This is a genomic window from Streptomyces sp. NPDC031132 (genome assembly GCF_055570595.1).
In genome coordinates this window covers 124,151-151,083 of record NZ_JBVIGX010000004.1, presented here as the reverse complement: position 1 = coordinate 151,083, position 26,933 = coordinate 124,151, and the positions used below count along the sequence as shown (strand labels likewise).

Genomic DNA, 26,933 nt, shown 5'->3' with positions numbered 1-26,933 from the left:
CCTCAGCGTGACGAGTCGTCTAGCTGCTGCCACCACCAGGCGAGAGCCGGGACCGGCAGCGGCTCGACGCTCGGGTCGCTGGGCGTGTCGCTCCAGGTGATGTCGTACGAAGCACCTTCGACGGGCAGCACGTTGCGGTTGCGCGGACTGGCGTAGCGCGGCGCGCGGTTGTGATATTCGGTGTTCCCCACGATCCAGTGCTCCAGTGAGACGAGATAGCGCCCGAGCTGCTCGTCGGCGTCGCGTGCCAGCTGCTCGCGCAGCCGGCCGAACAGCGTCACCGCCCTGTCCCGCAGGGCGGACGCGGTGGGCAGTGCCTCGGCGGGCGTACAGCCGTGGTGCAGGGCCAGCACGTTGAGCAGGTTCTGTTCCCGCGGCTCGTGGTGGTCGTCCTTGTTGTACGAGAACAGGTCGTTGTCGCACGCGACGATGAACCCGGCGGCGTCGGTCAAGGCCTGGACGGGCGCGGAGTACAGCACCTCGGCCGGTACCGAGATCCCGTTGGCCGCGTCGCACCAGGTCAGGAGGAACCGGGTGCCGCCGACCGAGATCCGCGTCGCCGAGAAGTCGTTGAGGCTCGGCATGATGCCCCGCTCGGCGTTGGCGGCCTGGGAGGCGGCGCCGAACACCCAGTCCCGGACGCCCTCGGCGAAGCGGTGCAGTTGGAAGGGGGTGAGCATGGCTCGGGTGCGCGCCACCAGGTCCTCCAGCGCGGCGGTGTGCGGCCCCGGTGGAAGCAGGCTGGAGCCAGGCGTCTCGAGGGTGCGGACGAGGCGCGTGCCCTGGTCGACGACGGACGCCGTGCGCGCCGCGCCGGCATCGGCGTCCTGCCAGTCGTCCGTGGAGAAGGCCCAGTAGTTCCACTCGGCGAAGAGCAGCATCGGCTCCACTTCGCCGTGCGGGATGATCCGGCAGGTGAAGTCCACGCTGCGGGTGGCCAGTCCCCAGGCACGCTCGGTGGCGTCGGGGTACAGACCGAAGGCATCGATCCAGGCGATGGAGCGCTCTTCGAGCTCGGCTGCCTTGGGGTGGATCAAGCCCCTCTCGAACGGCCAGTAGAACGGCGGCAGTTGCCAGCCGATGCGGGAAGGGCGGGTGTTTTCGTCGTACGCGGGTGCCATCGGTCAGCTGCCCCCGCCGAGACGGAACAGCAGGAGCCGGGTCTCCAGGGCGTGGTCGCGCCAGATGCGGAACAGCTTGCCGTGCGTGATGGCGGACTCCCGGAGCCGCTCGAGCGACCAGTGGGACGGGGTGCCGGAGTACTCCGCACGGTCCAGCTCGGCGGTGTTCCAGGCCATGGACTGCACCCAGAACTCGGCGACGCGGTCGGTGACGTCCTCGTCCTGCTCCAGCTCGAAACCGGCCGCCTCGGCGGCGGCGAGGTACTCGGTGAGGGTGCCGAGGCGCGTCTTGTAGTAGCCGTCGATGAACTCGGTCCACTCCGGCCGGCAGATGAAGTGCTCCTGGATGCCGAACCAGCCGCCGGGCTTCAGGGACCGGGCCACGACCTGGAAGAGCCGCTCGCGGTCCATGTAGCCGGAGCTCTCGTTGGCGTACGCGGCGTCGTACTTCCGGTCGGCCGTGAAGGCGTGCACGTCGCCCAGGAGGGGGGTCACGCGGTCGCCCACGCCCGCCTGGCGGGCGAAGTCCTCGATCACGGGTATGTGATCGGCCGCGACGGTGAGCCCGGTGACCGTCGCACCGTGCTCCTGGGCCCAGTAGAGCGACCCGCCGCCGACTCCGCAGCCGATGTCGAGAACGCTGCCGGGGGGTGCGGTGTACGCCCCCCAACTGCGGGCCGCGTGCTCGACGATGGCCTCCTGGGACTCCACGATGCGGCGCTTGAGCACGCGTTGGGTGACCGTGGTGTTCGGCGTGGCACCGGGGGCGAAGAGGCCCATGTGGAAATGGACCCTGGGACCCGGGCCGTACTTGTGGAGGATTTCCACGGTCTTGCGGCTGTAGTAGAGCGGCACTTGGCTCTCGTCGAACTCCTGGCCACCAGCGGGGGTCTGGATGACAAGGTTGCGATCCATCGGTTCTCCGGTCATGCGGTCGCGTGGGGGTGTCAATCGGCCGCCCCACTCTGCCCATAAGTGATCGATAAAAGTCCTCTTCACCTGGGTGATGAGCATAACCACAGCTGAAACGGCATCAATTCAGGCCATTTGATGTCACGTCAGATAAACGCCAGTGTGAATGGCCGGATATCGTCAGGCGTTGAGCGCGGCGATGATCTCCGCCGTCGTGCTGACCTTGCCGATGCGCGGGAAGATCTTTCCGAACGAATGGGCGTGGGACGCGGGGTCCGTGTCCGCGGTGGCGTCCTCCGCGAAGACCAGGGAATAGCTGTGTTCCCAGGCCGTGCGCGCGGTGGACTCGACGCCGACGCTGGTGGAGATGCCGGCCAGGACGATCCGGTGGATGCCGCGGCGGCGCAGCTGGAGGTCGAGCTCGGTCCCGGTGAAGGCGCCCCAGTGGCGCTTGGTCACGACGACGTCGCCGAGGGCGGCGAGCTCGGCCGGGATCTCCGAGAACGCGGCGGGCGGCGCGGCGGCCGGACCCGGGCGGTCGACGTCGGTGGTGGGCAGGTCGCCGCCGTCGGGCGACCAGGCGACCCTGACCAGCACCACCGGCAGCTTGTGGGCGCGGAACACCTCGGCCAAAGCGATGCCGTTCCCGAGGATCTCGGCGGCGGGCCGGGTGGTGGGCAGCGCCAGGATGCCCTGCTGGAGGTCGATCAGGACCAGGGCGGTGCCGTCGTCGAGGGTCAGGCGGGTGCGGTCGGCTGCGGTGTTCATCGGGTCTCCTCCGGTGGATCCGGGCGTCGCGGGCCAGGCCCATGAAACCCGGGTCGCGCCGCGTCGGCCGCCTGGTCCGTGCCGACCGGCGTGGCGGCGACCGGACGACCCCCGGTCCTAGAATGGGAACATGAGTACGAACGTGGGGGAGTCCCGGCCCGCCCTGACCTCGGAGCTGACCGGGGCGGAGCTGACGCGCTGGTACTGGACCCTGGCCGAACTGTCCGCGCTCGCACGCGAGATGGGCCTGTCCGCCGGGGGCGGCAAGGTGGTGCTGACGGCCCGGCTGGCCGCCGCACTCGACGGGCTCCGGCCGCCGGAGCCGGTCCGGCCTCCGCGGCGTGCAGGGCGGCAGCTCACCGCCCCCGTCGACGGCGCCACCGTGATCCCGCAGGGCCAGCGGTGCAGCCAGGTGCTCCGGGAGTACTTCGTCCGGGAGATCGGGCCCGGATTCCACTTCGACGCCTTCATGCGGGACTACGTCGCCCGGCATGCGGGACACACCCTCGCCGAGGCCGTCGCCCACTGGCACGGCACCCGCGCCCGGGCGGCCGAACCCCAGGAGGTCGCCGCCCAGTTCGAGTTCAACCGGTTCCTGCGCGACTGGCACGCCCGCCACCCGGAGGGCGCCCGGCCGCAGGCCCTGGCCGCCTGGCAGGCCCACCGCGCCCTCCCGAAGGACTGACTGACCCCGTCCGTCCTTTCAGGCGTCCGGCGCGGGCTCCGGCGTCGCGGGCTCCGGGAGCCGCCGGGCCAGGGCCCAGGCCAGCAGGGGGAAAACGGCCAGGGGGAGCAGGGCCGTCCGCACGGAGGTGGCGTCCGCGACGGCGCCGATGAAGGGGCTCGCCACGCCGCCCACGCTGACCGTCAGGCCGAGGGTGACCCCGCTCGCCGTGCCCATGCGGGCCGGCAGGTAGTCCTGGCCCAGCGTGACCTGGAGCGAGAACGGCACGTACAGGGCGGCGGCCGCCAGCGTCGCGCAGACGTACACCAGGGGCAGCGGCAGGAAGAGCACGCCCGCGACGGCGGGGGCGGCCGCCGCGTACGCCCGGTGGACGGCGGTGACCCGGCCCCAGCGGGAGGCCAGCCGGCCGCCGAGCAGGGTGCCGCCCGCGCTGCCCGCGAACAGGGCGAACAGGGCCACCGCCCCGGCGGTTTCACCGCCGCCGCGTTCGCGCACGTACAGCGCGATGAACGTGCTCAGCCCGATGAACGCGACGGACCGCACGACCACCACGAGGGAGAGCCGCAGGAAGGCCCGGCGGTCCTCGGGCCCGGCCGACGCGACCGCGCCCCCCGCCGTCTGCGCTGCCTGCGGTCCGGCCGTCCGGTCCGGCGCCGGCCGGGGGAGGTTCAGTACGACGCCGAGCGCAGCCGGGGCGGCCAGCAGCCACCAGCCCGCCGGCCCGGACACCGACAGGGCCCCCACGACGAGCAGCGGCGCGCATGCGAAGCCGATGTTGCCACCGAGCGCGAACCAGCTCATCGCCGCGTGCCCGGGGCCGCCCGCGCTCGTGCGGACCAGCCGGGCGGCCGCCGGGTGGTACGCGGCGACACCCAGCCCGGACAGGGCGACGGCGGCGACGGTGGCCGGATAGCCGGCGTCCGCGCCGACCAGGGCGATGCCCAGCCCGGCGGCGGCCGTGCTCAGCGGGATCAGCCACGGCAGGGGCCGACGGTCGGTCAGCGCCCCGAACAGCGGCTGGACCACGGAGGACAGCAGCGAGGCGGCCAGCACGATGCCGGAGGCGGCGGCGTAGCCGTACGCGCGCTCGGAGACGAGGAAGGGGACCAGCGCGGCGACGGCGCCCTGGTAGACGTCCACGCAGGAATGTCCGGCCGCGTAGGCGGCGATGCGGCGCCGCCGCGCCGGAGCGGTCTGGGTGGCGCCTCGTCCGGTGGGAGCGGTGAGCTGCTCTGCAGCGGTCTTCGATGGGTTCACCGGTCGAGAATCTCCGGTGTCGCGGGCGGCCCGCTTCCGATAAATTGCCGGGTGATGCAGAAGATCCGCCATACTCCCCGGGCCGCGACCAGCATCCGCGAGCTCGACACGGGCGTCGGCATCGACCCGCACCGGCACGACGACCACCAGATCGCCTACGCCGGTTCCGGGGTGCTGTCCATCACCACCGACGCCGGCACGTGGGTGGCGCCCACGACCCGCGCACTGTGGATCCCGGCCGGGACGGTGCACGAGCACCGCGCGTACGGGCGTACGGACCTGCACTCCGTCGGCCTGCCCACCCACCTGAACCCGCTGTCCCTCGACACCCCCGCCGTGATCGCCGTCGGACCGCTGCTGCGGGAGCTGATCCTGGCCTACACCCGGGCCCCCGAGGACGGCAGCCCCCAGCGCCGCCGGATGCTCGGGGTGCTGCTCGACCAGCTGCGGGCCTCGCCGCTGCAGCCGCTGCACCTGCCCGCGCCCGCCGACCCCCGGCTGGCGGCGGTGTGCGCCCTGCTGCACGCCGACCCGGCGGACTCCCGCGGGCTCGCCGCGCTGAGCGCCGCAGCCGGCGCCGGGGCGGGCGAGCGGACGCTGAGTCGGCTGTTCCGCGCCGAGCTGGGCATGACCTTCCCGCAGTGGCGCACCCAGCTGCGGCTGCACCAGGCGCTGCGGCTGCTGGCCGTCGGCACCCCGGTCACCGCGGTCGCGCACCGCTGCGGCTGGTCCTCCGCGAGCGCCTTCATCGACGTCTTCCGGCGGGCCTTCGGCCACACCCCCGGGACGCACCCCGGTCGGCTGCCGTAACCCGGGCCGGCGCGTCCTACGACCGTCCGTACCGCAGCTGGACCACGCCGTTGCCGAACGTGCGGGTGCCTTCGAGGCGCAGCGGCTCGGGGCCGGCGAACGGCGGGAACAGCGGTGTGCCGCGGCCGATGCGCACCGGGTGCACGAGGAGACGGTACGCGTCCACCAGGTCGTGGCGCAGGAACGTGGCGGCGAGGTCGGCCCCGCCCACGACCAGGTCGCCGCCCGGGGCCGCCTTGAGCGCGGCGACCTCGGACGGTACGACGGACCGCACGAGGGTGGAGTTCCAGCCGAGGTCCTCCTGGCGCAGCGTGCGCGAGTACACGTACTTCGGCATGTCCCGCCAGATGCCCGCGAACTCGGCCTCCGGCGCGGACGCGGACGGATCGGCATCGGCGGTCGGCCAGTACGCCGTCATCAGCTCGTGCGTGACGCGGCCGGTCAGGAAGCCGCCCAGCGGGCGGATCTCGTCGTTCATGAACCGGTGCAGTTCATCGTCGACCATGTGCCAGGAGATGTCCCGGTCCAGCCCCTCCATGAAGCCGTCCAGGGACATCGACATCATCAGAATGATCTTTCGCACACCGGACCACGCTACATACTGGCGGGTGTGAAGACGGAAGACGGCGCGGACGACACGACCCTGTTCACCACGGAGGGCCAAACCGGGGTGATCACCCTCAACCGCCCCAGGGCGCTCAACGCCCTCACCCACCCCATGGTGCTGAGGATCACCGAGGCGCTGACGGCCTGGGAGCACGATCCCGCCGTCGCCCGGGTCCTCATCCGCGGCGCCGGTGAGCGCGGGCTGTGCGCCGGCGGGGACATCCGGGCCATCCACGACGACGCGAAGGCCGGCGGCGTAGTCTCCGAGGGCTTCTGGCGCGACGAGTACCGGCTGAACGCGCGGATCGCCCGCTACCCGAAGCCCTACGTGGCCCTCATGGACGGCATCGTCATGGGCGGCGGCGTCGGGGTGTCCGCCCACGGCAGCGTGCGCATCGTCACCGAACGCTCCCGCGTCGCCATGCCCGAGACCGGCATCGGCTTCGTCCCCGACGTGGGCGGTACGCACCTCCTCGCCCGCGCCCCGGGCGAGCTCGGCACCCACCTGGCGCTGACCGGGACCGCCGTGGGCGCCGCCGACGCGCTGCTGTGCGGGCTCGCCGACCACTTCGTGCCCTCCGGCCGGCTGCCGGAGCTGACCGCGGCGCTCGCCGGGGCCCCGGCGCACGAGGTGCTGCCGCGCTTCGCGCAGCCGACCGAGCCGGGCGAGCTGGCCCGGTGGCGCGACTGGATCGACCGCTGCTACGCCGCCGACACCGTCGAGGAGATCGTCGAGCGGCTGCTGGCCGAGGGCGAGCCGGCCGCCAAGGAGGCCGCCGAGACGATCCTGGCGAAGTCCCCGACCTCCCTCAAGGTCACCCTGGCCGCCGTCCGCCGGGCCCGCGGGCTCGGCTCCCTGGAGCGGGTGCTGGAACAGGAGTTCCGCGTCTCCTGCCACGCCCTGCGCGCGCCCGACCTGGTGGAGGGCATCCGGGCCCAGGTCGTGGACAAGGACCGCACCCCGCGCTGGTCCCCGCCCGCGCTCGCCGACGTCACCGACGAGGACATGGAGCGGTTCTTCGCCCCGCTCGGGGAGGCCCGCGAACTCCGGCTGCCGTGAGGCCGAGGCCGCCCTGGAGCCGCCGGTCAGCGGTATCCGGTCACGTCCGCCGGGAGGCCCGGGTCCTGGACCTCGACCAGGTACCGCCAGGCGTCCGGCCGGCTGCCGTCGAGATCCGTGAACCCGTAGACCCGGGCCAGCTGCCCGCTGGAGAGCGACTGCCCGTTCCAGCGCGACACCTCCGGGTCCGCGGCGAGCGCCGCGACCGCCCGCCCGACGTACGACGGGGTCTCGGAGATGGCGAAATGGGGGGACTTCTCCAGTGCGTCCCGCCAATTCGCCTCGGATACGCCGTAGTTGTCCAGCATCATCTCCGAGCGCAGCCACCCGGGCGTCAGCGCCACCGCCGTCGCCCCGCGCGTCCCCAGCTCGTGCCCGAGCGCGAACGCCATGCGCAGGACCGACGACTTGGCGAGGTCGTAGAAGAACGACACCCGGTAGTGGTCCGCGTTGTACTCGGCCGTGCCGTCCGTCATCTCCACCACGAGTCCACCCGGCGCGCGCAGCAGCAGCGGCAGCGCGAAATGGCTGGTGACGGCGTGGGTCTCCACCGCGAGCCGCAGCATCCGCAGCCCGTTGTCCAGGTCGTGCTCCCACACCGTGCTCTCCCACTCGAAGAGCCGCTCACCGCCCCAGATGTCGTTCACCAGCACGTCCAGGCGCCCCTGTTCGGCGTCGATCCGCCCGACCAGCGCCTCGACCTGCGCCGGCACCAGGTGGTCCGCGACCACGGCGATGCCCTCCCCGCCCGCCGCCGTGACCAGTTCCGCCGTCTCCTCGACGGTCTCCGGCCGGTCGTACTCCGAACGGCTGCCGCGCGTACTGCGCCCCGTCACGTACACCGTCGCGCCCTGCGCGCCCAGCTCGACCGCGGTACCCCGCCCCGCGCCCCGCGTCGCCCCGGCCACCAGGGCGACCTTGCCTTCGAGAGTCCGCCGTGCTTCCGCCATGGCCCGACCCTACGCCGCGACGGCCCCGCCGGGCTCGGAAGCGCGGACACGCGCCGCCGGCCGGCGATCGCCCGCGTCACCGCGCGGGGCGAGGACCCGGCCGGGCAGGAGTCGGCGGGCTGCTCCCGCACCCGCTTGCACCTGGCCCGGCCGGTGCCCGCGCCGGTCAGAACCAGGTGAGGGTCAGCGCGAACGTGGTGCTCGCACTCGCCCCGGCCGAGTCGGTCGCGGTGGCCGTCACCTGCACGGTGCCGCTCGCCCACGGTTTGCCGCTGATACGGCCGGTGCCCGCGTCGATCGTCAGTCCCCACGGCAGACCGGTGGCGGAGTACCGGATCGGCGGCCTGCCGCCGGTCGCGGTGAGCCGGATGGTGCAGGACTGGTTGAACTTGCAGCTCTGCGGCCCGGGGTCGGCGAGCTGCAGAGCGCCCGCCGTCGGAGTGGGCGTCGGGGTCGGCGTGGGTGTGGGGGTCGGCGTGGGTGTCGGTGTGGGCGTGGGGTCCGTGGAGGCGCTGAACACCTCGCTGATCGGCTGCACGTTCGCCGCGTTCCCCGCGTGCGTCGCCGTGCCGAACAGGTCCTCGAAGGTGCGCAGCAGATGGTGGTGGCTGTAGGCGGTGGCGTACGTGCCGGTCTTGACGTTCGCCCCGGAGAACACGGTCGCGATCTGGTTCGAGCCGAGGTAGTTGTCCTCGTCCCACGTCAGCACCAGCAGGCTGTTGTTGGCCTTCGCCCACTGGTCGTAGGCGTCGATGTTGTTCTTCGTCCAGGTGTCTCCCGTGTTGACCGAGCAGGAGTGCATGTCGTTGCACTGGTTCGGGACGACGAACGACAGGTTCGGCAGCGCCGCGAAGTTGTTCTGCGGGAACTGCGCCCACGTCTTCCCGGTGTTCAGCGGCACGTTCTTGAAGGCGAACCACGGGTTGTGCTTCTGCGCGTACTGGCCGTTCGTGCAGGCCGTGGACCCCTCGGCCGGCAGGTCCTCGTTGTACGTCGCGAAGGTCTTCCCGGCCGCGATCAGCTCCTGGCCGAGGTTCGCCGCACTCATCGACTGCGGGGTGTAGCAGCCGTCCCCGGTGATGCCCTGGGTGGCGCCGGAGAACAGGTTGAAGTAGTTCGGCTGGCTGGGGTGGGTCAGTGCCTTCATGCCGGTCAGGCTCGCGCCGCCGTTCGCCAACTGGTTGACGTACGGGGCGTTCGCGCTGCCGATGATCTCGCCGTACTGCTTGTTCTCGTAGACGACGACCACCACGTGGTCGTACGCCGGCAGCCCCGCGGCGGCGGCCGCCGTCCGGTCCGACTGCGTACTGCCGTCCGCCGCCTGTGAGTTGGCCACGGTGAAGGCGCCCAGCAGGCCGAGCGCGCCGAGTGCGGCCACGAGCGCGGACCTGCGGGTCCTGCGTCTCGCGACGGCCGTGGGTGAGGGCATGAGCGGTTCCTCCTCGAGATCGGTGGTTCATTCCTCCCGCCGGGCCGCACCGGCCACGGCGATGTTCAGGAAGCGGGGTACCAGCCGTCCCCGGTCGCGGAAGTCCTCCGCGACCGCGGCCCGCACCGCCGCCAGACGCTCTTCGGGCAACAGCACCAGGACGCTCCGCCCCGGCCGCGGCCCGGGCGGCTCCGGCGGCCAGGCGCTCAGCGCTCCCGCCCGGCTGGCACAGGCCACGGCCTGCGCCAGCGCCGCCCGCAGATCCGGATGCCGCGGATCCGTCCGTACGGCCAGCAGCACCAGCCGCGCGTTCGAAGCCGCCGGGTCGAAGGCGACGTACCGGTGCGGCCGCGCCGGATCCCGGTCCGCCAGCAGTGCTTCGCCCGGCCGGGCGAAGAACACCGCCCGGCGCAGCGCCTCGTCACCGTCCGGCAGCGCCCCGGCCAGCAGCCGGGCCATCCGGGCCCGGTCCGGGTCCGCGCCCGGCGGCGTGTGGGCGTCGACCACCGCGAGCGCCACCGCGCAGTCGGCCGGCTCCGCCGTGGCCAGCCCGGCGGCGGCCGTGAGCGAGCCCTGCACGTGCAGATCCGTCCCGCCGCGGCCGTACCCGGCCCGGGCCAGGGCCTGCAGCACCGTGTACGGCCGGGTGGCCCAGGCGGGCATCGCGGGCGCCGGCCCGGACAGCACCAGCGGAACGTCGCAGCTGTCGGCGGGGTGCCCCAGGGAGCTGAGCCGCACCAGGCCGTCGCTGCGCGGCGCCGCGGCGGCCGCCACCGGCCAGCCGGCCGCCGCCACCAGCCCCGGCGATCCGAGGTGGAAGGCGTACGGGGCGCTCCAGACGGCCGCGGGGGGCCGGCCGTGAGCGGCCTCCAGGGCGTAGGCGACGAGCCGGAACAGTGGGTCGGCGGTGGCCCGCCGGGCGATGTCCTGCCCGGCGGGGGCGCCTTGTCCGTCGTCGTGGGCCGGGGCCGGGGCCGCCGCCGCGGTCATGGTCCCTCCTTGCGGGCCAGCATCCGGTAGGCGTTCCCGCCGTCCGTGCGCCGGGCCGCGGCCGTGCGCAGCGCGTCGAGCACCGCCGCGCCGGCGAAGCAGGGCAGCGCCGCCACCCGTACGGCACCGGCCAGGGCCCGGCTGCGTGGCGTGGCCGGGGGACCCCACGGGCGCTCCGGGTCCGGGGCCAGCCGCGTCGCGGTCAGCGCCACCGCGCCGAAGAAGTCGTTGCCCTGATGGGCCGCGCCGTGCTCCTCGGCCACGACGGTGAACCCCCGATCGGCCAGCGCCTCCCGCAGGTTCGCGGCCGGGATCAGGTGCTGGTGCTGCGGCTGGAACCAGGGCAGCCAGGCAGATCCCAGCAGCCGGGCCATCCGCGACTGCGGATCGGGGAGTTCGATGGCCAGATGCCCGCCGGGGGCCAGCACCTCGGCCGCCGTGTCCAGTTCGGCCAGCGGGTCCCGGGTGTGCTCCAGGTAGTGGTACATGCTGACCACCTCGTACCGGCCCGCCAGCTTCGCCGCGAACTCCGGGAACTGGCCCTGGAATCCGGAGCCCACCCAGCCGCGCCGCTCGGCCTCGAGCACCCCGTCGCCCATGTCCAGCCCGTCGAAGCGGGTCCCGGGCCAGACGGCCCGCGCGGCGTTGCAGAAGTGGCCGTGCCCGGTGCCGACGTCCAGCCAGGAGGCAGGATCCCCGTACGGTCGGAGCATCTCGGCCCGCGCCCGGTACGAGGCGCCGAGCCGGCCGAAGACCGTGCCCGCGCCCTCTCCGCCGCGGCCGTCGTAGAAGTCGCGGTAGTAGAACTCCAGGCCCTCCCACGTCAGTCGGGGGTTCTGGAAGACGTGCCCGCAGTCCCCGCACTGCTCCAGCGTGAACCGGCCGGGCTTGCCCTGGAGCAGGTCGGGCACCCGGACCCGGACGGTGAGCCGCCGGGACCCGCACCAGGGGCAGTCCGGGCGCCGCGGTTCGAGGAACCGGTCGGTCCCCTCGGCCAGTTCGGCCCGGTACGAGGCCGCCCGCGCGGTGTCCGTCGCGCCGCGGACCGTACGGGCGGCCGCGGCGGCCGTACGCAGGCCGGCGCCGAGGGAGCGCACCGGCCGGGCGGCGGTCGCCCGGCCCAGGTCGGCGGGGCGCAGCGGGGCGTCGCGACCGCCGAGGACGAAGTACGGCTGGAGCCAGTACAGCCCGGCCGCCGCCGCGCCCCAGCGGCCCCGGCGCAGTGCCGCACCCGCCAGCACCGCCAGCCCGGCGAGCTGCGCGGCGGCCAGGGCGCCCGCCGGCAGCCCCTGCGCCTGCATCTCGGCGACCCGGCCCTGGCCGGTGGTGTCGAGGCCGGAGCGCCCGGAGCTCAGCGCCGGGGCGACGGCCAGGCCGGTGGCGTCGGCCGCGAACTCCTTCAAGCGGCGGACGAGCGCGAGGAGTTCCGCAGGATCGCGCCGCGGCGTGTCGGGATCCACCCCGGCCCGCGCGAGCACCTCCTCGGCCACGAGCACGGCATACCCGGCGCCGCGCCCCTCGCCGAGCCGGTCCTGCCGGTAGCCGGCCGGGTCGACCAGGCGGAGCAGCCCCAGGGCGCGCTCGGCGGCGAGATCGGCCGGCAGCAGGTCCAGCACCCGCAGGCCCTCCCGGTCGGCGTACGCACAGGCGGTCAGGAACGTCGCCGCGTCGGGTTCCACCCCCTGCGCGGTCAGCAGCCGCCACCCGGCGGCGCGCGGCAGACCTGCCGATGCGGCCGGGGCGATCGGGGGCGCGGGCAGCACCGGGAGGGCCCGCAGCCGCCGTCGGGCGCGTACGGTGCCCGCACCGAGGGCGGCCAGCAGCACGGCGGAGGTCCACGGCACCTCGCGGAGGGCGAGCCGCGCCGTCGGCATCGGGGTCGTCAGGCGGGTCAGGGGTGTCACAGCAGCTTCTCCAACCGGTCGGCCGCGGCGGAGGCTCCGCCCGCCGCGGCGAAGGAGGCCTGGATCCGCCGGGCGGCCCGGCGGGGGCCGGGGTCGTCCAGCACGGCCGTGAGTGCGTCCCGCAGTTCCTCGGTCCGGGTCCTGCCGAACCGGACCCGGACACCGGCCCCCGCCCCGACGACCTGCCGGGCCACGATCGGCTGGTCGTCGCGGATCGGCGCGACCACCAGCGGCAGCCCGTACGCGAGTGCCTCGCAGACGGTGTTGTGTCCGCCGTGGCAGACCACCGCGTCCAGATGGGGGAGCAGCTCCAACTGCGGCACCCGCTCCAGCAGCAGTACGTTCCCGGGCACCGCCCCGATCAGGGCGGCGGGCGCCACGAGGACCAGCTGCACCTCGTCGGACAGCCGCTCGGCGGCGCCCAGCACCGCCGCGTAGAACCGGCCGCCAGCCTCCTGGTTGAGGGTGCCCAGCGACACCAGCACACGTCGGCGCTCCGGGTCGAGCCGCTGCCAGGGGAAACCGGGCGGGTGCGGACGGCTCCCGAAGGCAGGGCCGACGAACGCGTGGTGCGGCGGGAAGTCGTTCTCCGTGCCGATGAGTTCGGGGGTCGAGAACACCAGGACGAGGCGTTCGGAGAACCGCGGGTCCCAACCCGTCGCGTCCGCCCCCTCGGCTCCGTCTGCCCCCTCCGGCCCGTCCGCCCCGCACTCGGCGAGGAACCCGGAGATCTGCTCGTCGACCCACGCCCCGACCTTCGGGAAGTCCGCGAACGGCCGGGTCAGTTCGGCGGACGTGCTCGCGGAGGTGGCCCAGGGGATCCCCAGCCGGCGCGCCACCACCGGCCCGGCGAGGGCCTGTTGATCGGCGACCATCAGGTCCGGCGCGAAGGCGAGGACCGCATCCGTCACCCCCGGCACCATCGCCCGGGCCAGCGGCACCAGCGCCTCCTCCCACAGGAAGCGCAGCGCCCCGACCCCGCGCAGGTCCCGCCAGCGGTCGTGCAGCGCCGCGTAGCCGCCGCCCGCCTCCTCCCCGGCCGGCAGGATCCGGGCGTGCGCGGGCAGCAGCCGGGCCAGCGCCCCGGCCGGCCCGGTCCAGGCGACCTGGTGTCCCCGGGCGGCGAGTTCGGCACCGACGGCCACGGTCGGATTGACGTGCCCGGCCAGCGGCGGCACCGTGAAGAGCACCCTCATGGCACCAGCGCTCCCGTCCGCTCGGCCGGCACCGCGGCCGTCGCCCCGAGATGGGCCAGCACGGCGTCCCGCAGGGCCCCGCTGCTCTCCTTCAGCACGTCGTGCCCGAGCCCCGGCAGGATCCGCAGCGTCGTGCTCGCCCGCGTTGCGTGCCGTGCCAGTTCCCGCGCCCCCGGAACGAGTTCGGAGTGCTCCCCGCACACGATCAGGAGCGGGCAGCGCAGTCGGGCGTAGTCGGCGGGAGTGAAGGTGCGGCTGGCCGCGATGTCGTCGATCAGGCTGGTCCGGTTGAGGAGCTCGTCGGCGATCGCCGTCAGATGGGCGGCCTTGCGCAGCCGGAGCCCGAGCAGCTCGGCGGGTACCGGACTGCCCTCCAGGCTCAGGGCGGCCGCGGACAGGGTGTCCACCATGTTCTCCACCCAGGCCCCGCTGAGCGGGGGCTCGAGCAGGGTCAGCCCGGTGACCAGGTCCGGCCGGGCGAGCGCGGCGTGCAGGGCCAGGGTGCCGCCGTGGCTGTTGCCGACCAGGTGCACCCGGCGGTGCCCGAGTCCCAGCGCGCCGAGCAGCGCGAGGAGGTCCCGTACGGCGGTGCGGCTGTCGTAGCCGGTGGCGGGGCGTTCGGTGCGGCCGTGGCCGCGCAGGTCGTAGAGGACCACCTCGTGGCCGGCGCGGGCCGTGGGCAGGGCGAGGGGGCAGTAGAAGGAGGAGAGGTTGTCGACGACCAGTCCGTGCAGGAACACGACGACCGGCCGGTCGCTGCGGTCGGAGCGGTCGGAGCGGTCGATGTGACCGGTGCGGTCGGTCCCGTCGGGCAGGTCTCGGCGGTGGTCCGGGCCGGCGGCCGGGAGCCGCTGGACGTGGAAGCGGAGCGAGTTCGCGTGGACGAAGGCCATGGCGGGCTCAGCCGGCCGAGGCGGCCGGCGTGGCCGCCGCCCGCGCGAGGGAGGCATGGGTGACCCGGCCGATGTGCGTGACCAGTTCACCGACCGACATGGCGAGGATGGCGTCCATGTCCTTCTCGGCGAGGAAACCCATGAGGTCCACCTCGGCGCCGTAGCGATGGTGGAGCAGCTCGGCGAGTGCGACGAACTCGATGCTCTCCAGGGCGAGATCCTCGTTGAACCTGGTCTTCATCGTGACCTCCTCGGCAAGCAGGAACTCGTCGCCGACGATCTCCACGAGCATGCCGGTGATCTCGGCGAGGATGTCAGTGGCCATGGCTGGTCTCCGTGAGGGTGAGGGGGACGGGGGTGCGGCCGGGCGCCGCGGGGTGGGCGGTCCAGGCGACGACGTGGCCGTCGGGCAGGAGGGACGTACGGAGGGCGTACGCGTGCCCTTCGGGGGACAGCACCCGCAGCCCTCCGGAGCCGGGGTCGTCCACCGTCCGCCAGGCGCGCGGGCGGCCGCCGAGGCCGGTGCCCCCCGCCTTGGCGGCGGCCTCCTTGGCGCACCACAGAGCGGTGAGCGCGCCCGGCAGGCCGGTGCCCTCGCGGGCGGACAGGGCCTCGGCCAGGGAGAGTTCGTCCGGGGTGAGTGCGATCCGGATCAGCGCGTCGGGGTCGGCGGTCACCGGCTCCACGTCGATCCCGACCGCCAGGGACCGGTGGGCGACGGCGACGGCGATCCGGTCCTTGTGGGCGAGGGACAGCCGGAAACCGGAGGCCAGTGCGCCCCCGGGCACGGGTCGCCCGTGGGCATCGTTTCCGACGGGGACCTCCGCCGGGAACACCGGACCCGCGCCGCCGTCCCACAGCAGCCGGCGCAGCGCGTCCTTGGCCGCGATCCGGCCCAGCAGCCACGGCGCCCGTGCGCGGGGAGGCAGTTGCTCGTACGCCGCCCGCTCGGCGGCACCGAGGTAGCGGCGCATGACGAGCTCCTGCGACGCGGGGTCGGTCCACCGGCGCCGGGCCAGGCACCAGCCGGCGGACTGCGGTTCGCCGATGCCGCACACCTCCGGGGTGAACTTCATCGGCCAGACCCGCTCGTCGGCGCCGAAGCGGCGGTACGTCCAGCCCTCGATCCGGGCCCACACCTCACCGGTGGTGCGGCTGAGCTCGAGGTCGCCGCGCACGGTGACGTCGCGTACCTCCCGGATACGGGCGGTGGCGGCGACCAGCTCACCGGCGGCGGGCGGCGGCCCGAAGAACCGGATGCGGTCGACGGTGGCGGGGAACACCAGCCTGTCGACGGGCAGTTCGAGCTGCATCCAGTGCCCGAACAGCTGCCCGGCGGCGTCCAGCAGCGCCCCCGGGTCGGGCAGGGCCCGCAGCACTCCGCGGATCCCGTCCGCGCCGACGGTCCGGACCTCGTGGACGCCGGCGAAGCGCGGGCCGTGGAACATCCACCGGTCCCGGTACAGGGCCTCCGCGCTGACGGGGGCGGGGCGCGGATCCCGCAGCGGGGTGGTGTCGGGCGGGGGCGGCTGCCCGTGGCCCGGGCCGAGCAGGACGACGACGGAGGCGTACGGGCCGAGTCCGATCCGGATCCGCCCGGGCCCGTCGCTGCGGACGCCGACTTCGATGTCGACGGGCGGCGCCGCGGGAAGCCACCGCAGGGCCCGTACGTCGTCGTAGCCGATGACGGCGGCGCCGGGCGGGGCGTGCCGGCGGGCCGCGTCTGCGGCCAGCTCCAGCATGGTCGTCATGGGCACGACGGGGAACCGGTCGGAGTCCTCGGGCCAGCCGTCGGGCTGCAGGTACACGCAGTGGTCGCGTACGTAGGGCATGGCGTCGAGGGACACCCGGAGCCGGTCGCTCCCCGGACCGGCGCCGAACCCGCCGTGCGGGGCCGGTGCGGCCGAGCCCGGAGACGTCCCGGGCCGCGGGCCCGAGGAGTACGGGGCGGGGGGCTCCGGGGGCGGACCGGCAGCGGGGGCGCGCGCCGGCCCGCGTACCGTCGACCAGGCCTCGGTGACGGCCTGCGCGGCCGCCCGGGTGTCGGCGAGGACGGTGTCCAGCGCGGACAGCATCCCCGGCCGATCGACCGCCTCCGGCCGATCGGCCCCCTCCGCCCAGGGAGCCAGGCCCCCCCACGCGACGCGGGCTCTCTGGCCGAGCCGGACCAGCGGCGACCCGAGGTCCAGCGCGACGGCCCGGTCGGGGGCGGCCCGGTCGGGGGTGGCCCGGTCGGGGGTGGCCCGGTCCGCGACGGCCCTCCCCGGGGCGGCCGGCGTGGCGGGGGCGGGGTTCGGTGAAAGGCGGGCCCAGTTCGGGGTGTGGCCCTCGGTCCAGAGTGCGGCGCAGGTGCGGCGCAGGGCGGGCAGGCCCGCGAGCCGGGGGGAGGAGGTGGCCACCGACAGGTGGGGGCGGTCCCGGAGGGTGTCCTCGACGAAGCCGGGCAGGCTGCCCGGGCCCAGCGCGACGAAACTCCGGACGCCCGCGTCCTCGTACAGCCGCAGTGTCAGCTCCCTGAAGCGGACCGGCTCCAGGAGGTGCCGTACCACCAGGCCCCGGACGGGATCCGCGCCGGCGGGGAACGGCGCGAGCGTCGTCGCCGACCACACCGGCACCGCCCCCGCGCCCACCGGCAGCCGGTCGAACGCGGAGCGGACCTGCCCGAGGTACGGCTCCCACATCGGCGTGTGGAAGCCCGAACGGAACGGCAGCTCCTGACCGAGCACCCCCTCCGAGCGCAGCCGCTCCAGGACCCGGCCCACCCCGGCGGGGTCCCCGCAGACCACCGACTGGTGGGGGCAGTTGTCGTGGCTGACCACCACTCCCGCCACGCCGTGCAGCGCCGCCTCCGCCCGCGCCGCCCCGCATCCCAGGGCCGCGTAGACGAGATCGGGGACCTTGAGCGAATCCGGCCGCAGCGAATCGAGGAAGGAGTCCGCCGCGTCTTGCGGATACATGCCGGCGGCCACCATCGCCGCCCACTCGCCCAGGCTGTGGCCCGCCAACACGTCGGCCGCGATGCCCAGTTCGGCCATGGCCCTTGCGAAGAACCGTCCCGCTGCGATCGCGTCGAGGGCCCGCTCCATCAGCTCCCCACCCCGGTTCAGCGGTGGCACGGGGAGGCCGAGCCGGTCCGCGACGTCGTCCACGACCGGCGCGAACTCCGGTTCCAGGCCCGGGAAGAGGAAGGCCACGCGGCCCCCCAGCGGCTCCGGCGCGAACCAGACGTCCCCGCGGCCCCGCCAGGCCCGGCCGCGCGCCACCGCCTTCGCGGCCAGCGCGAGCCGCTGCGGAGTCGGCCCGACCACGGCCAGCCGGCACGGCCCGTCGCCCGTGGACCCGGCTCCCGCCCCCGAGGCTCCCGCCCTGGCGGCGAGCAGTTCCGTCAGCTCCGCCGGGCTCTCCGCCGCGAGCAGGAGTACGTCGTCCCGCCCGCCCGGGGCGACCGCCGGCGCGGCCGCGGCCCCCAGGGGCAGGAAGCGGCGTACCGGAGGCGCCGGGCGGGCGGCTCCCGGCGCCTCCTCCAGCACCACGTGCGCGTTGATCCCGCCGAAGCCGAACGCGTTGACGCCCGCCCGGCGCGGCGCCGGCCCGCGCTCCCACGGCTCCGCCTGCGTGATCGGCCGCATCCGGGTCCGGGCCAGGTCCGGGTGCGGATCCGTCAGGTGCAGCGTCGGCGGCAGCGTCCCCTCGTACACCGCGAGCGCCGCCTTGATGAGCCCGGCCATGCCGGAGGCCTGCATCGTGTGCCCGAGCATCGACTTCACCGAGCCGAAACCGACACCGCCCGGCTCGGCGGCCTCCGGCGGTCCGAACACCTGGGCCAGGGTGTCCAGTTCGGCGGCGTCTCCGACCGGGGTTCCCGTGCCGTGCGCCTCCAGCAGGCCCAGCGCGCCGGCCGCCCGCGGGTCCAGACCGGCCTCCCGCCAGGCCCGCTCCAGGGCCCGTACCTGGCCGGCGACCAGCGGGCTCATCAGGCTCGCGGCCCGCCCGTCCCCGGCCACGCCGGTACCGCGGATCACCGCGTAGATCCGGTCGCCGTCCCGTTCCGCGTCCACCAGGCGCTTGAGCAGCACCACCCCGGTCCCCTCGGAGAGCAGGGTCCCGTCGGCCAGCCGGTCGAACGGCCGGATCCGCTCGCTCGGGCTGAGCGCCCGCAGCTGGGTGAACACGCTCCACAGCGTGGCGATGTGGCAGTGGTGCACGGCTCCCGCGACCACCGCGTCGCAGCGCCCGCCGGCCAGCAGCCCCACCGCCTGGTCCACCGCCAGGAGCGACGAGGCGCAGGCCGCGTCCAGCGTGTAGGCGGGCCCGCTGAAGTCCAGCCTGTTCGCCGTCCGGGCGGCGGTGAAGCTCGGCACCAGCCCGATCGAGGCGTCGGGCCGCTCCGGCCCCAGCGCGTCCTGGAAGGCGGTGCGCACCGCGGCGATCCGCTGCTCGCCCAGCTCGGGCGCCAGCTCGCGCAGTGTCTGCGCCAACTGGTGCGCCGTACGGACCCGTTGGTCCAGCCGGGCCGTGGCCACCCCCATGAAGCCGCCGCGCCCCAGCACCACCCCGATCCGCGAACGGTCGGCGGGCAGCCGGTCCTCGCCTCCCGCGTCGGCGATCGCCTCGGCCGTCGCGTGCAGCGCCAGCATCTGGTCCGGCTCGGCCCCCTCCACGGCGGCCGGCATGATCCCGAACCGGGTCGGGTCGAAGGCGGCCAGACCGTCGATGAAACCGCCCCGCCGGCAGTAGAACCGGTCGCCGACCGCGGGGCCGGCGGCGCTGCCCGGTTCGTAGTACACCTCCGGATCCCAACGCCCGGGCGGTACCTCGCCGATGGCATCCGCACCGGCCAGCAGGTTCCGGCGGTACGCGGCCAGGTCCGGTGCCCCGGGGAACACCGCGCCCATCCCCACGATCGCCGCGTCGGCCGGCCGCGGGCCCCGCCCCGCCCCGTGCCCGCGCTCACTCATCGCTCCCGCCCTCCTGGGCCGTCAAGACCACCTGTACGTCGGTCCCGTACGTGAGCTCGGCGAGGAACGCGGCGGTGGCGGCCTCGGCGGAGAGCAGCGGGACCCCGCGCCGGGCGTAGGCGCGCTCCAGCTCCGGTGTGACCATCCCGCCCGCCTCCGCGGCCCACGGGCCCCAGTCGACGGACAGCACCCGGCCCGGGAGGAACGCCGACCAGGCGTGCGCCAGGCTGTCGAGGGCGTCGTTGGCCGCGGCGTAGTCCGTCTGGCCGCGGTTGCCGTACACCCCGGAGACGCTGCCGAACAGGGCCAGGAACCGCGGTGCGGGCCACGGCCCGTGCTCGGCGGCCGCGGCCGCGAGGTTGCGGGCGCCGGTCACCTTCGTGGTGAACACCTCGGCGAAGGCCGCCGGTTGCTTGTCACGCAGCAGCCCGTCACGCAGCACCCCGGCGCCGTGCACGATGCCGTCGAGCCGGCCGTGCCGCTCCCGTACGTCGGCCACGACGGCCCGTACGGCCCGCTCGTCGGTGACGTCGGCGCAGTGGTAGCGGACGGAGGCCGCCACCGCGCCGAGCGCGGACAGGGTGGCCCGTACCTCGCGCTCGGCGAGGATCCGCGAGGCCGCGGCCTCGATCTCGGCGGGCTTGCGCAGGCCGTCGGCGATCAGGGCGGCCCGCAGGGCGACGCGGTCGGTGGCCTGGGCGAACCGGTCCGCCCCGGCGGCGGGCAGCGGTGTCCGTCCGACCAGCTCGACGTGGCATCCGGTGGCGCGGGCCAGCGCGAGGGCGGTCCGGGCGGTGATACCGCGGGCCCCGCCGGTCAGCATGACCACGGACCGGGCGTCGAGCGGCGGCGTTCCGTCGCCGACGGCGGCGGGCAGGGGAGCGGGCACCGGGCGGCGGGTGATCCGGACCCCCTCGGCGGTGTACCCCACGGAGGAGCCCTCGCCGTGCACGTCGCCCAGCTCGGCCAGGAGCTGCGCCGCGACCCGCTCGGGGTCCTCCTTGGCGCCGACCTCCACGGCGCGGATCAGGCTGCCCGGGAACTCGAGGGCCGCGCTGCGGGCGAAGCCGTGCAGCCCGGCGCCGGGGGCTCCGCCGGGTGTGGTGGCGAGCAGGAGCCGGCGGACCCCGCCGGTCAGTGCCCCCTGCAGTGCGGGGAACGCGCCGGGCAGCGCCGGCTCGGCGCCGGCCCGCAGCCCGGAGAGGTCGACGATCCCGTCGAGCCCGGCAGCGCCCTCGGCGTCCGCCTCGGCCAGGAGGCGCACCTCGGCGCCGTGCCCCCGCAATGCCGTACCGAGCGCGGCCGAGACCCCCTGCCCGTCGTCGACCACCCCGACCCGCAACCCCCGCAGCGCCTCCGGCTCCACGCCCACACCGGCCACGCTCACGTCCTCCACCCGCAACCGCCGCACCGCGCGCCCGCCCGCGGAACCGGCGGGTGGGGTCGCGGCCCCGAGCCCGCGGGCCGCCGACCCGGCGGGCCCGGCCGCGCCGGGGAGGGCGCCGGCTGCGGCCCCGGCCGTTTCGGATGCCGCCGGCGCATGCCCGCCGCCGACCACACCGGCCCGGCCGGCTGCACCGCCCGCGAGGGCGTGGGCCGCGGACACCGCGGGCTCGCGTGCCCCTGCCGGGGCGGCTGCGCCCGACGCGAGGGCGTGGGCCGGGGGACCTGCGGCTTCCGCGCCACGGTTCGGGGGCGCCGCCGTGGCGGCTGCGCCCGTGGGGAGGCCGTCGGCCGGGAACGCCGTCGGCGGCGGAGGCGGGGCGTCGGTCCAGGGGGCTGCCGTCGAGGGTGCGGTCGGGGCCGGCGCGGCGGCGCTGGCCCGGGCTGCCGTATGGGACGTGACCCAGTCGACTATGCCGCTCAGGGTCTTGAGGCGGGAGAGTTCCTCGACGGCGGACTCGGCCGAGCCGTCGGAGTCCTGCGGGAGTCCGATCCGGTCGGCCAGGGCGCCGATGATCTCGACGCGCTTGATGGAGTCGATGGACAGGTCCGCCTCCAGGTCCAGTTCGGGGCCGAGCATGTCGTGCGGGTATCCGGTGCGGGTGTGCACGATGTCCAGGACCACCTCCATCACTTCGTCGGCGGACCTGGGCCCACCGCCCGATCCGGCGCCCTGGGCGGGCTGTCCGCCCGCTCCGCTCCAGCCGTTGGCCGCCGGTACCGGGGCTCCGCCCGCGTCGGCCCGGAGCCCCGGGGCGTCCCGGCCGGTCCGCGCCGTGCCGTCGGCGGCCGCCCCGTCTGCCGTCGCCCGGCCGTCGCCCGGCGCCGGGAACCCGTTCGTCCCGGCCCGGCCGGGCCACGGGCGGTCGAGGGCCTCGGCCGACGGCCTTGCCGCCGGCGATCCGGCGCCCAGGAAACCCAGCAGGACGTCCCGTTGGGCCTCGATCAGCTCCCGGGAGCCGCGCAGGTACGCGAGGACCGCCTCCTCGCGGCGGTCCACCGGGGCCGGAGCCGCCGGCGCCGCAGCCGGGGCCACCCGGCGGGCCGGCTGCAGGCCACCCGCCACCGGGGTGCCGTCCGCGGTGCGGACCAGGTGGCCGTCGACCAGCCAGCCCGGCCGCCGCGGGGCCCGCTCCGGCAGCCGCGTGGCGCGGCCGCGGAACAGGGCCTCGGGGGCCACCGGCACGCCCGCCGCAACCAGTTCCGCCAGTGCGGTGACCAGCCGGGACAGACCGTGCTCGCCCGGCACGTCCAGCGGGACCACCGTGTGCGGCCGGTCGCGCAGGATCCGGCCCAGCAGGCCGGAGAGGACCCGCCCGGGCCCCGCTTCCACGAACGTCCGGACACCGGACGCGTACATGGCCTCCACCTGCTCCACGAACCGGACCGGCTCCGCGACCTGGCGCGCGGCAAGGCTTCGTACCGCCCCGGCGCCCGCCGGGTACGGCCCGGCCGTGGTGTTCGACCAGACCGGGACGGCGGCGTCGGCAACCGCCGTCCCGGCCAGCTCCGCGGCCAGCGCGGCGGCCGCCCCCGCGACCACCGGGCTGTGGAACGCGCACGCCACCTCGATCGGCTCCGCCGAGAGCCCCGCCGCCCGCAGCGCCGCCACCGCCTCGGCCACGGAGTCCGCCGGGCCCGAGATCGCGCACTGCCGCGGTGCGTTGTGGTTCGCGACCACGCACCCGGACCGCTCCGCGATCTCCCGCACCTCCTCCGGCGCGGCCGTCACCGCCGCCATCGCCCCCGGATCCGCCCCCGCGGCCGCGAGGATCGCCTCGGCCCGGCGGGCGCTCAGCCGCAGCAGGCTCTCCGTGTCGTACACGCCGGCCGCCCACAGCGCGGTGAGCTCCCCGTACGAGTGCCCGGCCACGCAGTCCGGCCGTACGCCGAGCTCCCCGAGCAGCAGATGGGCCGCCGCCCCGGCCAGCCCGAGGGCCGGCTGGGCGACCCGGGTGTCGGTGACCGCCGCCCGCTGCGCCGCCCGCTCCGCGGCGCTGAAGGCGCCCGGCGGGAACACCGCCGAGACCACCGCCCGCGGAGCCGTCTCCAGCAGCCCCCGCAGCGCCGGGAAGGCCATGAACAACTCACCGAGCATTCCGGGGCGTTGACTGCCCTGCCCGGGGAACAGGAACGCCACCTGCCCCGGATCGGCCGCATCCTCCCGTACGTGGACCCCCTCGCCCGCGGTGAAGCCCCGGGCCCGCTCCAGCCGGGCCACGAGCTCGTCCAGGTCCCCGGCCACGACCGCCACCCGCACCGGGCCGGAGCCCTGCCCCTCGGCTGCGGCCTCCGCCGCGAGATCGCGCAGGGCCCACGGCCGCCCCGCCGCCTCGTTCTCCTCCAGCCGGGCCGCGAGCCGGGCCATCGCCCGCCCCGCCGCCCGCCGGTCCTCGCCGCGGAAGCAGAACAGCTCGGCGGGCCACTCCTCCAGCCCGTGCGCGGCCTCCTCGGCGCCCGCGTAACCGGCCAGCACCGCGTGGTAGTTGGTGCCGCCGAAACCGAAGGCACTCACCCCGGCGATCCGCCGCTCGGCGGGGACCGCCCACGGCCGCGCCTCGGTGGGGAAGGCGAACGGGCTGGTCTCCGCCTGCCAGGCCGGGTTCGGCGTCTCGATGTGCAGGGTCGGCGGCCGGACACCCGTGTGGACCGCCCGGGCCGCCTTGATCAGCCCGGCCAGCCCGGCCGCGCACTTGGTGTGCCCGAGCTGCGATTTCACCGAGCCCAGCGCACACGATCCCGGCGCCGCCCCGGATGCGGCGAACAGCTCGGTCAGCACGGTCAGTTCGGTGCTGTCCCCGACCACCGTGCCGGTGCCGTGCGCCTCGATCAGCCCCACCTCGCCGGGGGTGATGCCCGCCCGTGCGTAGGCCCGCTCCAGGGCCCGCCGCTGCCCCTCCGGCCGGGGCGCGGTCAGGCCGAGGGAGCGTCCGTCGCTGGCCGCCCCGACCGCCTTGATCACGGCGTAGACCCGGTCGCCGTCCCGCTCCGCGTCCGCGAGCCGCTTGAGGACCAGTGCGCCCACGCCCTCGCCGAGCGCGATCCCGTCGGCCGCCGCGTCGAAGGGCCGGCAGTGCCCGGTTGGGGACAGCGCCCGCACCGAGGAGAACATCAGGTAGTCGTTGATCCCGTTGTGTACGTCGGCGCCGCCGCACAGCACCATGTCGCTGTCCCCGTCGCGCAGTTGGCGGCAGGCCAGGTCCAGCGCGGCCAGCGAGGAGGCGCAGGCGGCGTCGACGGTGCAGTTGGCGCCGCCGAGGTCGAGCCGGTTGGCGACCCGGCCCGCGATCACGTTGGCGAGGATGCCGGGGAAGGAGTCCTCGGTGAGCCGCGGCAGCTGCTCGTCCAGCTCCGGCGGGAGCTCGCCCAGGTAGGCGGGGTGCAGGGCGCGCAGCCCGTACGCCCCGGCCAGCTCGGTACCGGCCTCGGCGCCGAAGACCACCGAGGTCCGGGAGCGGTCGAACTCCCGGTCCCGACCGTACCCCGCGTCCCCGAGGGCCCGCGCGGAGATCTCGAGGGCCAGCAGCTGGACCGGCTCGACGGCGGCCAGCGAGGCCGGCGGGATGCCGTGCGCGAGGGCGTCGAACGGCACCGGGTCGAGGAATCCGCCCCAGCGCGAGGGGGTGCGCTCGCCGGCCCGCGCCGGGTCGGCGTCGTAGTACAGCGCCGGGTCCCAGCGCTCGGGCGGCACCTCGGTCACCGCGTCCTTCCCGGCCAGGATCCGGGCCCAGTAGGCGGCGAGATCGGGCGCGCCCGGATAGGCGCAGGCCATGCCGACGATGGCGACGTCCAGCGGGTCGGCGGCGGGCTCCCCGGAGGGCGGCCCGTCCTGCCCGGCCGCCAGCTCGGCGGCGCGCTGCTCCAGCAGCTCGGTCGCCCCCTCGGTGACCTGGGTGTGCAGGGCGGCGACCGTGGTGGTCCCGGTCCGCAGGGTCGCGGCCTGCCCGAGCATGAACAGCCCTTCCGCGTACTGCTGTTGCTCGTCCACCCGCTCCAGCGGCGCCGGCGCCGCCGCGCCCCGCCGCAGCCCCTTGCTCGCGATCCGCAGCCGCCCCAGGTTCAGCTGCTCCAGCTCCTCCCACACGACGCGTGCCTCGGTCCCGCTCTCCACGAGCCGCTGCCGGGCCGCCTCGAAGGCCTCGGCGTACGGGGTGGCCGCGCAGCGCGTGGCGTGCCCGGGCGCCGTGTGCAGCAGGACCGTCTCCGCGCACTCGACCGCCGCCCGCTGGAAGCCCGGCAGCACGGCGCCCGCGGCCACCGCCTCCTCCGTGAACAGGTAGGCGGTCCCCATCAGCACCCCGATCCGCGCACCCCGCTCGGCCAGCGGCGCGGCGGCCGCCGCCGCCATGGCGGCGGAACGCGCGTCGTGGATGCCGCCCGCGAACAGCACGTCCAGGGCGCCCGGTTCGGGACAACCCAGGAGCAGCTCGATCTGCTCCTCCCACAGCGCGAACGAGGTGCGCGGCCCGACGTGGCCGCCGCACTCCAGCCCCTCGAACACGAACCGCCGTGCCCCTTCGGCGAGATACCGCTCCAGCAGCCCCGGCGAGGGCACGTGCAGATGCGTCGCGGTCCCGGCCGCCTCCAGCGGCGCCGCCTGCGCCGGAGTGCCGCCGGCGATGATCGCGTGCGGCGGCCGGAACTCGGCCACGGCCGCCAGCTGCTCCCGGCGCAGCTCGGGCGGGGCGAAGCCGAGCAGTCCCACGCCCCAGGGGCGCTCCCCGAGCCGCTCGGCCGTCTCGGCGAGCAGTTTGCGTACGTCCGCACCGTCCATCACCGCGAGCGCCAGGTACGGGACCCCGCCCTCGGCGGCCACCGCCTCGGCGAAGGCCGCCTGGTCGCTGACCCGGGTCATCGGCCCCTGGGCGACGGGGCGCGGCCGCAGCAGCGGCCGGGTGCGCACCGCGGCCCCCAGATGCCCGGTGACGGCCGCCCGTACGGCCTGAAGCACCCCGCCCGTCGTCCGGTGCCGCGCGGCCAGCCGGGCCGCCGAGGCGCCGTCCTGCCCGACGGGCAGCAGCTGGTTCCGCAGGTCCCGGGCCCCGAGCAGCGCGGCTGCCGGCCCCTCGGGCGGGGTCAGGTCGGGCCGCGCGTACACCCGGTGCCCGTCGTGCAGCCGGGTCTCGGAGCCGTCCATCGCCCGGAGCGCGGCGGCCACTTCGGCGGGCAGCGCGGGCTCGCCCTCCGCGGTCAGGGCCAGCTGTACGTCGACCAGCACCCCGGCGGCTCCGCCCGCGACGGCCGCGGCCGCCGTGTGCGGTCCGATCCCGCCCCGGACGCGCACGGGCACCCCGGGCCCGGGTCCGGCCAGCAGCTGCTGGAGCAGGACGAAGGTGGTGGCCCCGCCCACCCGGCCACCGGCCTCGTGCCCCTGCGCGACGAGCGCCTCCGCCCCGGCGGCCACCGCGATCAGGGCCTCCGCCCGGCCGGTGACCTCGGCCCAGGTGCGCCGCCGCCCGCCTTCGGCCCAGGCGGCCATCCGTTCCGGGGTGTGCTCGGCGGGGTCGGCGACGAGCACCGTGTCCACCTCGTCCGGCAGCTCCTCGGGCCCGAGCGGGCATCCGGCGGGCACCCGCACCCCGTACCGGCGCCGGCCGCCGAGCCGGCGGGCGAGCTCCGCGAAGCCGCGCCGGGCGGCCGCGGGATCCCGGCCGAGGTCGAGCAGCCCGAGGGCCCCGGCCCGTTCGGCGGCGATCACGATCCGCGGATTCGGCTCTTCGAACGGACTGACCGCGACGACCAGGTCACGGGTGGCGGCGGATCGCGGGGGCTGGGGGGTCACGGGCGCTCCTCTGGTCGGTGCTGTGTGACATGTCGCAGTGCGTGACAGCGCCCCGGCGCACCGCGGCGTGCCCGGGGGCGTACGGGGGCGTACGGGGGCAGGACGCGGCTGTACGGGGGAGTGCGGGGGGTGCAGGCAGGGCGGGGGGTGCAGGGCGCGTGCGCTGGTC

The 26,933-nt window shown here is 75.7% G+C and carries 17 protein-coding genes; 3 read left to right on the top strand and 14 right to left on the bottom strand.

What is annotated here, in order from left to right:
• Positions 1-2: 2 nt before the first annotated feature.
• From ACZ49B_RS08310 to ACZ49B_RS08300, 3 genes are all read right to left on the bottom strand, one after another.
• The gene (locus ACZ49B_RS08310; RefSeq protein ID WP_468301892.1) at positions 3-1,121 is read right to left on the bottom strand and encodes a terpene synthase family protein; all 1,119 of its coding nucleotides are present in this window, start codon (positions 1,119-1,121) and stop codon (positions 3-5) included.
• A 3-nt stretch (positions 1,122-1,124) separates the two neighbouring features.
• Positions 1,125-2,036 carry an SAM-dependent methyltransferase gene (locus tag ACZ49B_RS08305; RefSeq protein ID WP_468301889.1) on the bottom strand — a complete coding sequence of 304 codons (912 nt, stop codon included), beginning with the start codon at positions 2,034-2,036 and terminating at the stop codon, positions 1,125-1,127.
• 177 nt (positions 2,037-2,213) lie between these two features.
• Positions 2,214-2,801, bottom strand: a complete 588-nt coding sequence (locus ACZ49B_RS08300; RefSeq protein ID WP_468301886.1) for a hydrolase — start codon at positions 2,799-2,801, stop codon at positions 2,214-2,216.
• 130 nt (positions 2,802-2,931) lie between these two features.
• Here ACZ49B_RS08300 and ACZ49B_RS08295 point away from each other — a divergent pair, with 130 nt between their 5' ends.
• Positions 2,932-3,486: a DUF6434 domain-containing protein gene (locus ACZ49B_RS08295; protein ID WP_468301884.1), complete on the top strand. Its 555-nt coding sequence runs from the start codon at positions 2,932-2,934 to the stop codon at positions 3,484-3,486.
• 18 nt (positions 3,487-3,504) lie between these two features.
• Here ACZ49B_RS08295 and ACZ49B_RS08290 read toward each other — a convergent pair whose 3' ends face one another.
• A complete protein-coding gene (locus ACZ49B_RS08290; RefSeq protein ID WP_468302457.1) occupies positions 3,505-4,656 on the bottom strand; it encodes an MFS transporter in 1,152 nt (383 codons plus the stop codon).
• Positions 4,657-4,797: 141 nt separating this feature from the next.
• Here ACZ49B_RS08290 and ACZ49B_RS08285 point away from each other — a divergent pair, with 141 nt between their 5' ends.
• A complete protein-coding gene (locus ACZ49B_RS08285) occupies positions 4,798-5,553 on the top strand; it encodes an AraC family transcriptional regulator (RefSeq protein WP_468301881.1) in 756 nt (251 codons plus the stop codon).
• A gap of 16 nt (positions 5,554-5,569) precedes the next feature.
• On the opposite strand, the gene ACZ49B_RS08280 is transcribed toward ACZ49B_RS08285, so the two are convergent.
• Complete coding sequence (locus ACZ49B_RS08280; RefSeq protein WP_468301878.1) at positions 5,570-6,136, bottom strand: dihydrofolate reductase family protein; 567 nt, start codon at positions 6,134-6,136, stop codon at positions 5,570-5,572.
• An 18-nt stretch (positions 6,137-6,154) separates the two neighbouring features.
• On the opposite strand from ACZ49B_RS08280, the gene ACZ49B_RS08275 reads away from it, so the two are divergent.
• Positions 6,155-7,219 carry an enoyl-CoA hydratase/isomerase family protein gene (locus ACZ49B_RS08275; protein WP_468302455.1) on the top strand — a complete coding sequence of 355 codons (1,065 nt, stop codon included), beginning with the start codon at positions 6,155-6,157 and terminating at the stop codon, positions 7,217-7,219.
• 26 nt (positions 7,220-7,245) lie between these two features.
• On the opposite strand, the gene ACZ49B_RS08270 is transcribed toward ACZ49B_RS08275, so the two are convergent.
• From ACZ49B_RS08270 to ACZ49B_RS08230, 9 genes are all read right to left on the bottom strand, one after another.
• Positions 7,246-8,169 (bottom strand): SDR family oxidoreductase, encoded by a 924-nt coding sequence (locus tag ACZ49B_RS08270; RefSeq protein ID WP_468301875.1) that lies wholly within the window; start codon positions 8,167-8,169, stop codon positions 7,246-7,248.
• 166 nt (positions 8,170-8,335) lie between these two features.
• On the bottom strand, positions 8,336-9,598 hold the full coding sequence (locus tag ACZ49B_RS08265) for an alkaline phosphatase family protein (protein WP_468301872.1): 1,263 nt from the start codon (positions 9,596-9,598) through the stop codon (positions 8,336-8,338).
• Positions 9,599-9,625: 27 nt separating this feature from the next.
• A complete protein-coding gene (locus tag ACZ49B_RS08260; RefSeq protein WP_468301870.1) occupies positions 9,626-10,588 on the bottom strand; it encodes a galactokinase in 963 nt (320 codons plus the stop codon).
• On the bottom strand, positions 10,585-12,492 hold the full coding sequence (locus tag ACZ49B_RS08255; RefSeq protein WP_468301867.1) for a class I SAM-dependent methyltransferase: 1,908 nt from the start codon (positions 12,490-12,492) through the stop codon (positions 10,585-10,587). Before ACZ49B_RS08255 ends, ACZ49B_RS08260 begins: the two co-directional genes overlap by 4 nt.
• Positions 12,489-13,688, bottom strand: coding sequence for a glycosyltransferase (locus ACZ49B_RS08250; protein ID WP_468301864.1), 1,200 nt, complete (start codon positions 13,686-13,688; stop codon positions 12,489-12,491). The genes ACZ49B_RS08255 and ACZ49B_RS08250 overlap by 4 nt, the downstream gene beginning before the upstream one ends.
• Entirely contained in the window at positions 13,685-14,581 is an 897-nt protein-coding gene (locus ACZ49B_RS08245; protein ID WP_468301861.1) for an alpha/beta fold hydrolase, read from the bottom strand. Before ACZ49B_RS08245 ends, ACZ49B_RS08250 begins: the two co-directional genes overlap by 4 nt.
• Before the next feature lie 7 nt (positions 14,582-14,588).
• The gene (locus ACZ49B_RS08240; protein ID WP_468301859.1) at positions 14,589-14,906 is read right to left on the bottom strand and encodes an acyl carrier protein; all 318 of its coding nucleotides are present in this window, start codon (positions 14,904-14,906) and stop codon (positions 14,589-14,591) included.
• Complete coding sequence (locus ACZ49B_RS08235; RefSeq protein WP_468301856.1) at positions 14,896-19,539, bottom strand: beta-ketoacyl synthase N-terminal-like domain-containing protein; 4,644 nt, start codon at positions 19,537-19,539, stop codon at positions 14,896-14,898. The genes ACZ49B_RS08240 and ACZ49B_RS08235 overlap by 11 nt, the downstream gene beginning before the upstream one ends.
• A complete protein-coding gene (locus tag ACZ49B_RS08230) occupies positions 19,532-26,764 on the bottom strand; it encodes an SDR family NAD(P)-dependent oxidoreductase (protein WP_468301854.1) in 7,233 nt (2,410 codons plus the stop codon). The genes ACZ49B_RS08235 and ACZ49B_RS08230 overlap by 8 nt, the downstream gene beginning before the upstream one ends.
• Positions 26,765-26,933 lie beyond the last annotated feature (169 nt).

What these genes read in the sequence shown, in the direction of transcription:
- ACZ49B_RS08310 (WP_468301892.1), bottom strand. Translation starts at nt 1,121, where the DNA reads ATGGCACCCGCGTACGACGAAAACACCCGCCCTTCCCGCATCGGCTGG.
- ACZ49B_RS08305 (WP_468301889.1), bottom strand. Translation starts at nt 2,036, where the DNA reads ATGGATCGCAACCTTGTCATCCAGACCCCCGCTGGTGGCCAGGAGTTC.
- ACZ49B_RS08300 (WP_468301886.1), bottom strand. Translation starts at nt 2,801, where the DNA reads ATGAACACCGCAGCCGACCGCACCCGCCTGACCCTCGACGACGGCACC.
- ACZ49B_RS08295 (WP_468301884.1), top strand. Translation starts at nt 2,932, where the DNA reads ATGAGTACGAACGTGGGGGAGTCCCGGCCCGCCCTGACCTCGGAGCTG.
- ACZ49B_RS08285 (WP_468301881.1), top strand. Translation starts at nt 4,798, where the DNA reads ATGCAGAAGATCCGCCATACTCCCCGGGCCGCGACCAGCATCCGCGAG.
- ACZ49B_RS08270 (WP_468301875.1), bottom strand. Translation starts at nt 8,169, where the DNA reads ATGGCGGAAGCACGGCGGACTCTCGAAGGCAAGGTCGCCCTGGTGGCC.
- ACZ49B_RS08265 (WP_468301872.1), bottom strand. Translation starts at nt 9,598, where the DNA reads ATGCCCTCACCCACGGCCGTCGCGAGACGCAGGACCCGCAGGTCCGCG.
- ACZ49B_RS08260 (WP_468301870.1), bottom strand. Translation starts at nt 10,588, where the DNA reads ATGACCGCGGCGGCGGCCCCGGCCCCGGCCCACGACGACGGACAAGGC.
- ACZ49B_RS08250 (WP_468301864.1), bottom strand. Translation starts at nt 13,688, where the DNA reads ATGAGGGTGCTCTTCACGGTGCCGCCGCTGGCCGGGCACGTCAATCCG.
- ACZ49B_RS08245 (WP_468301861.1), bottom strand. Translation starts at nt 14,581, where the DNA reads ATGGCCTTCGTCCACGCGAACTCGCTCCGCTTCCACGTCCAGCGGCTC.
- ACZ49B_RS08240 (WP_468301859.1), bottom strand. Translation starts at nt 14,906, where the DNA reads ATGGCCACTGACATCCTCGCCGAGATCACCGGCATGCTCGTGGAGATC.
- ACZ49B_RS08235 (WP_468301856.1), bottom strand. Translation starts at nt 19,539, where the DNA reads ATGAGTGAGCGCGGGCACGGGGCGGGGCGGGGCCCGCGGCCGGCCGAC.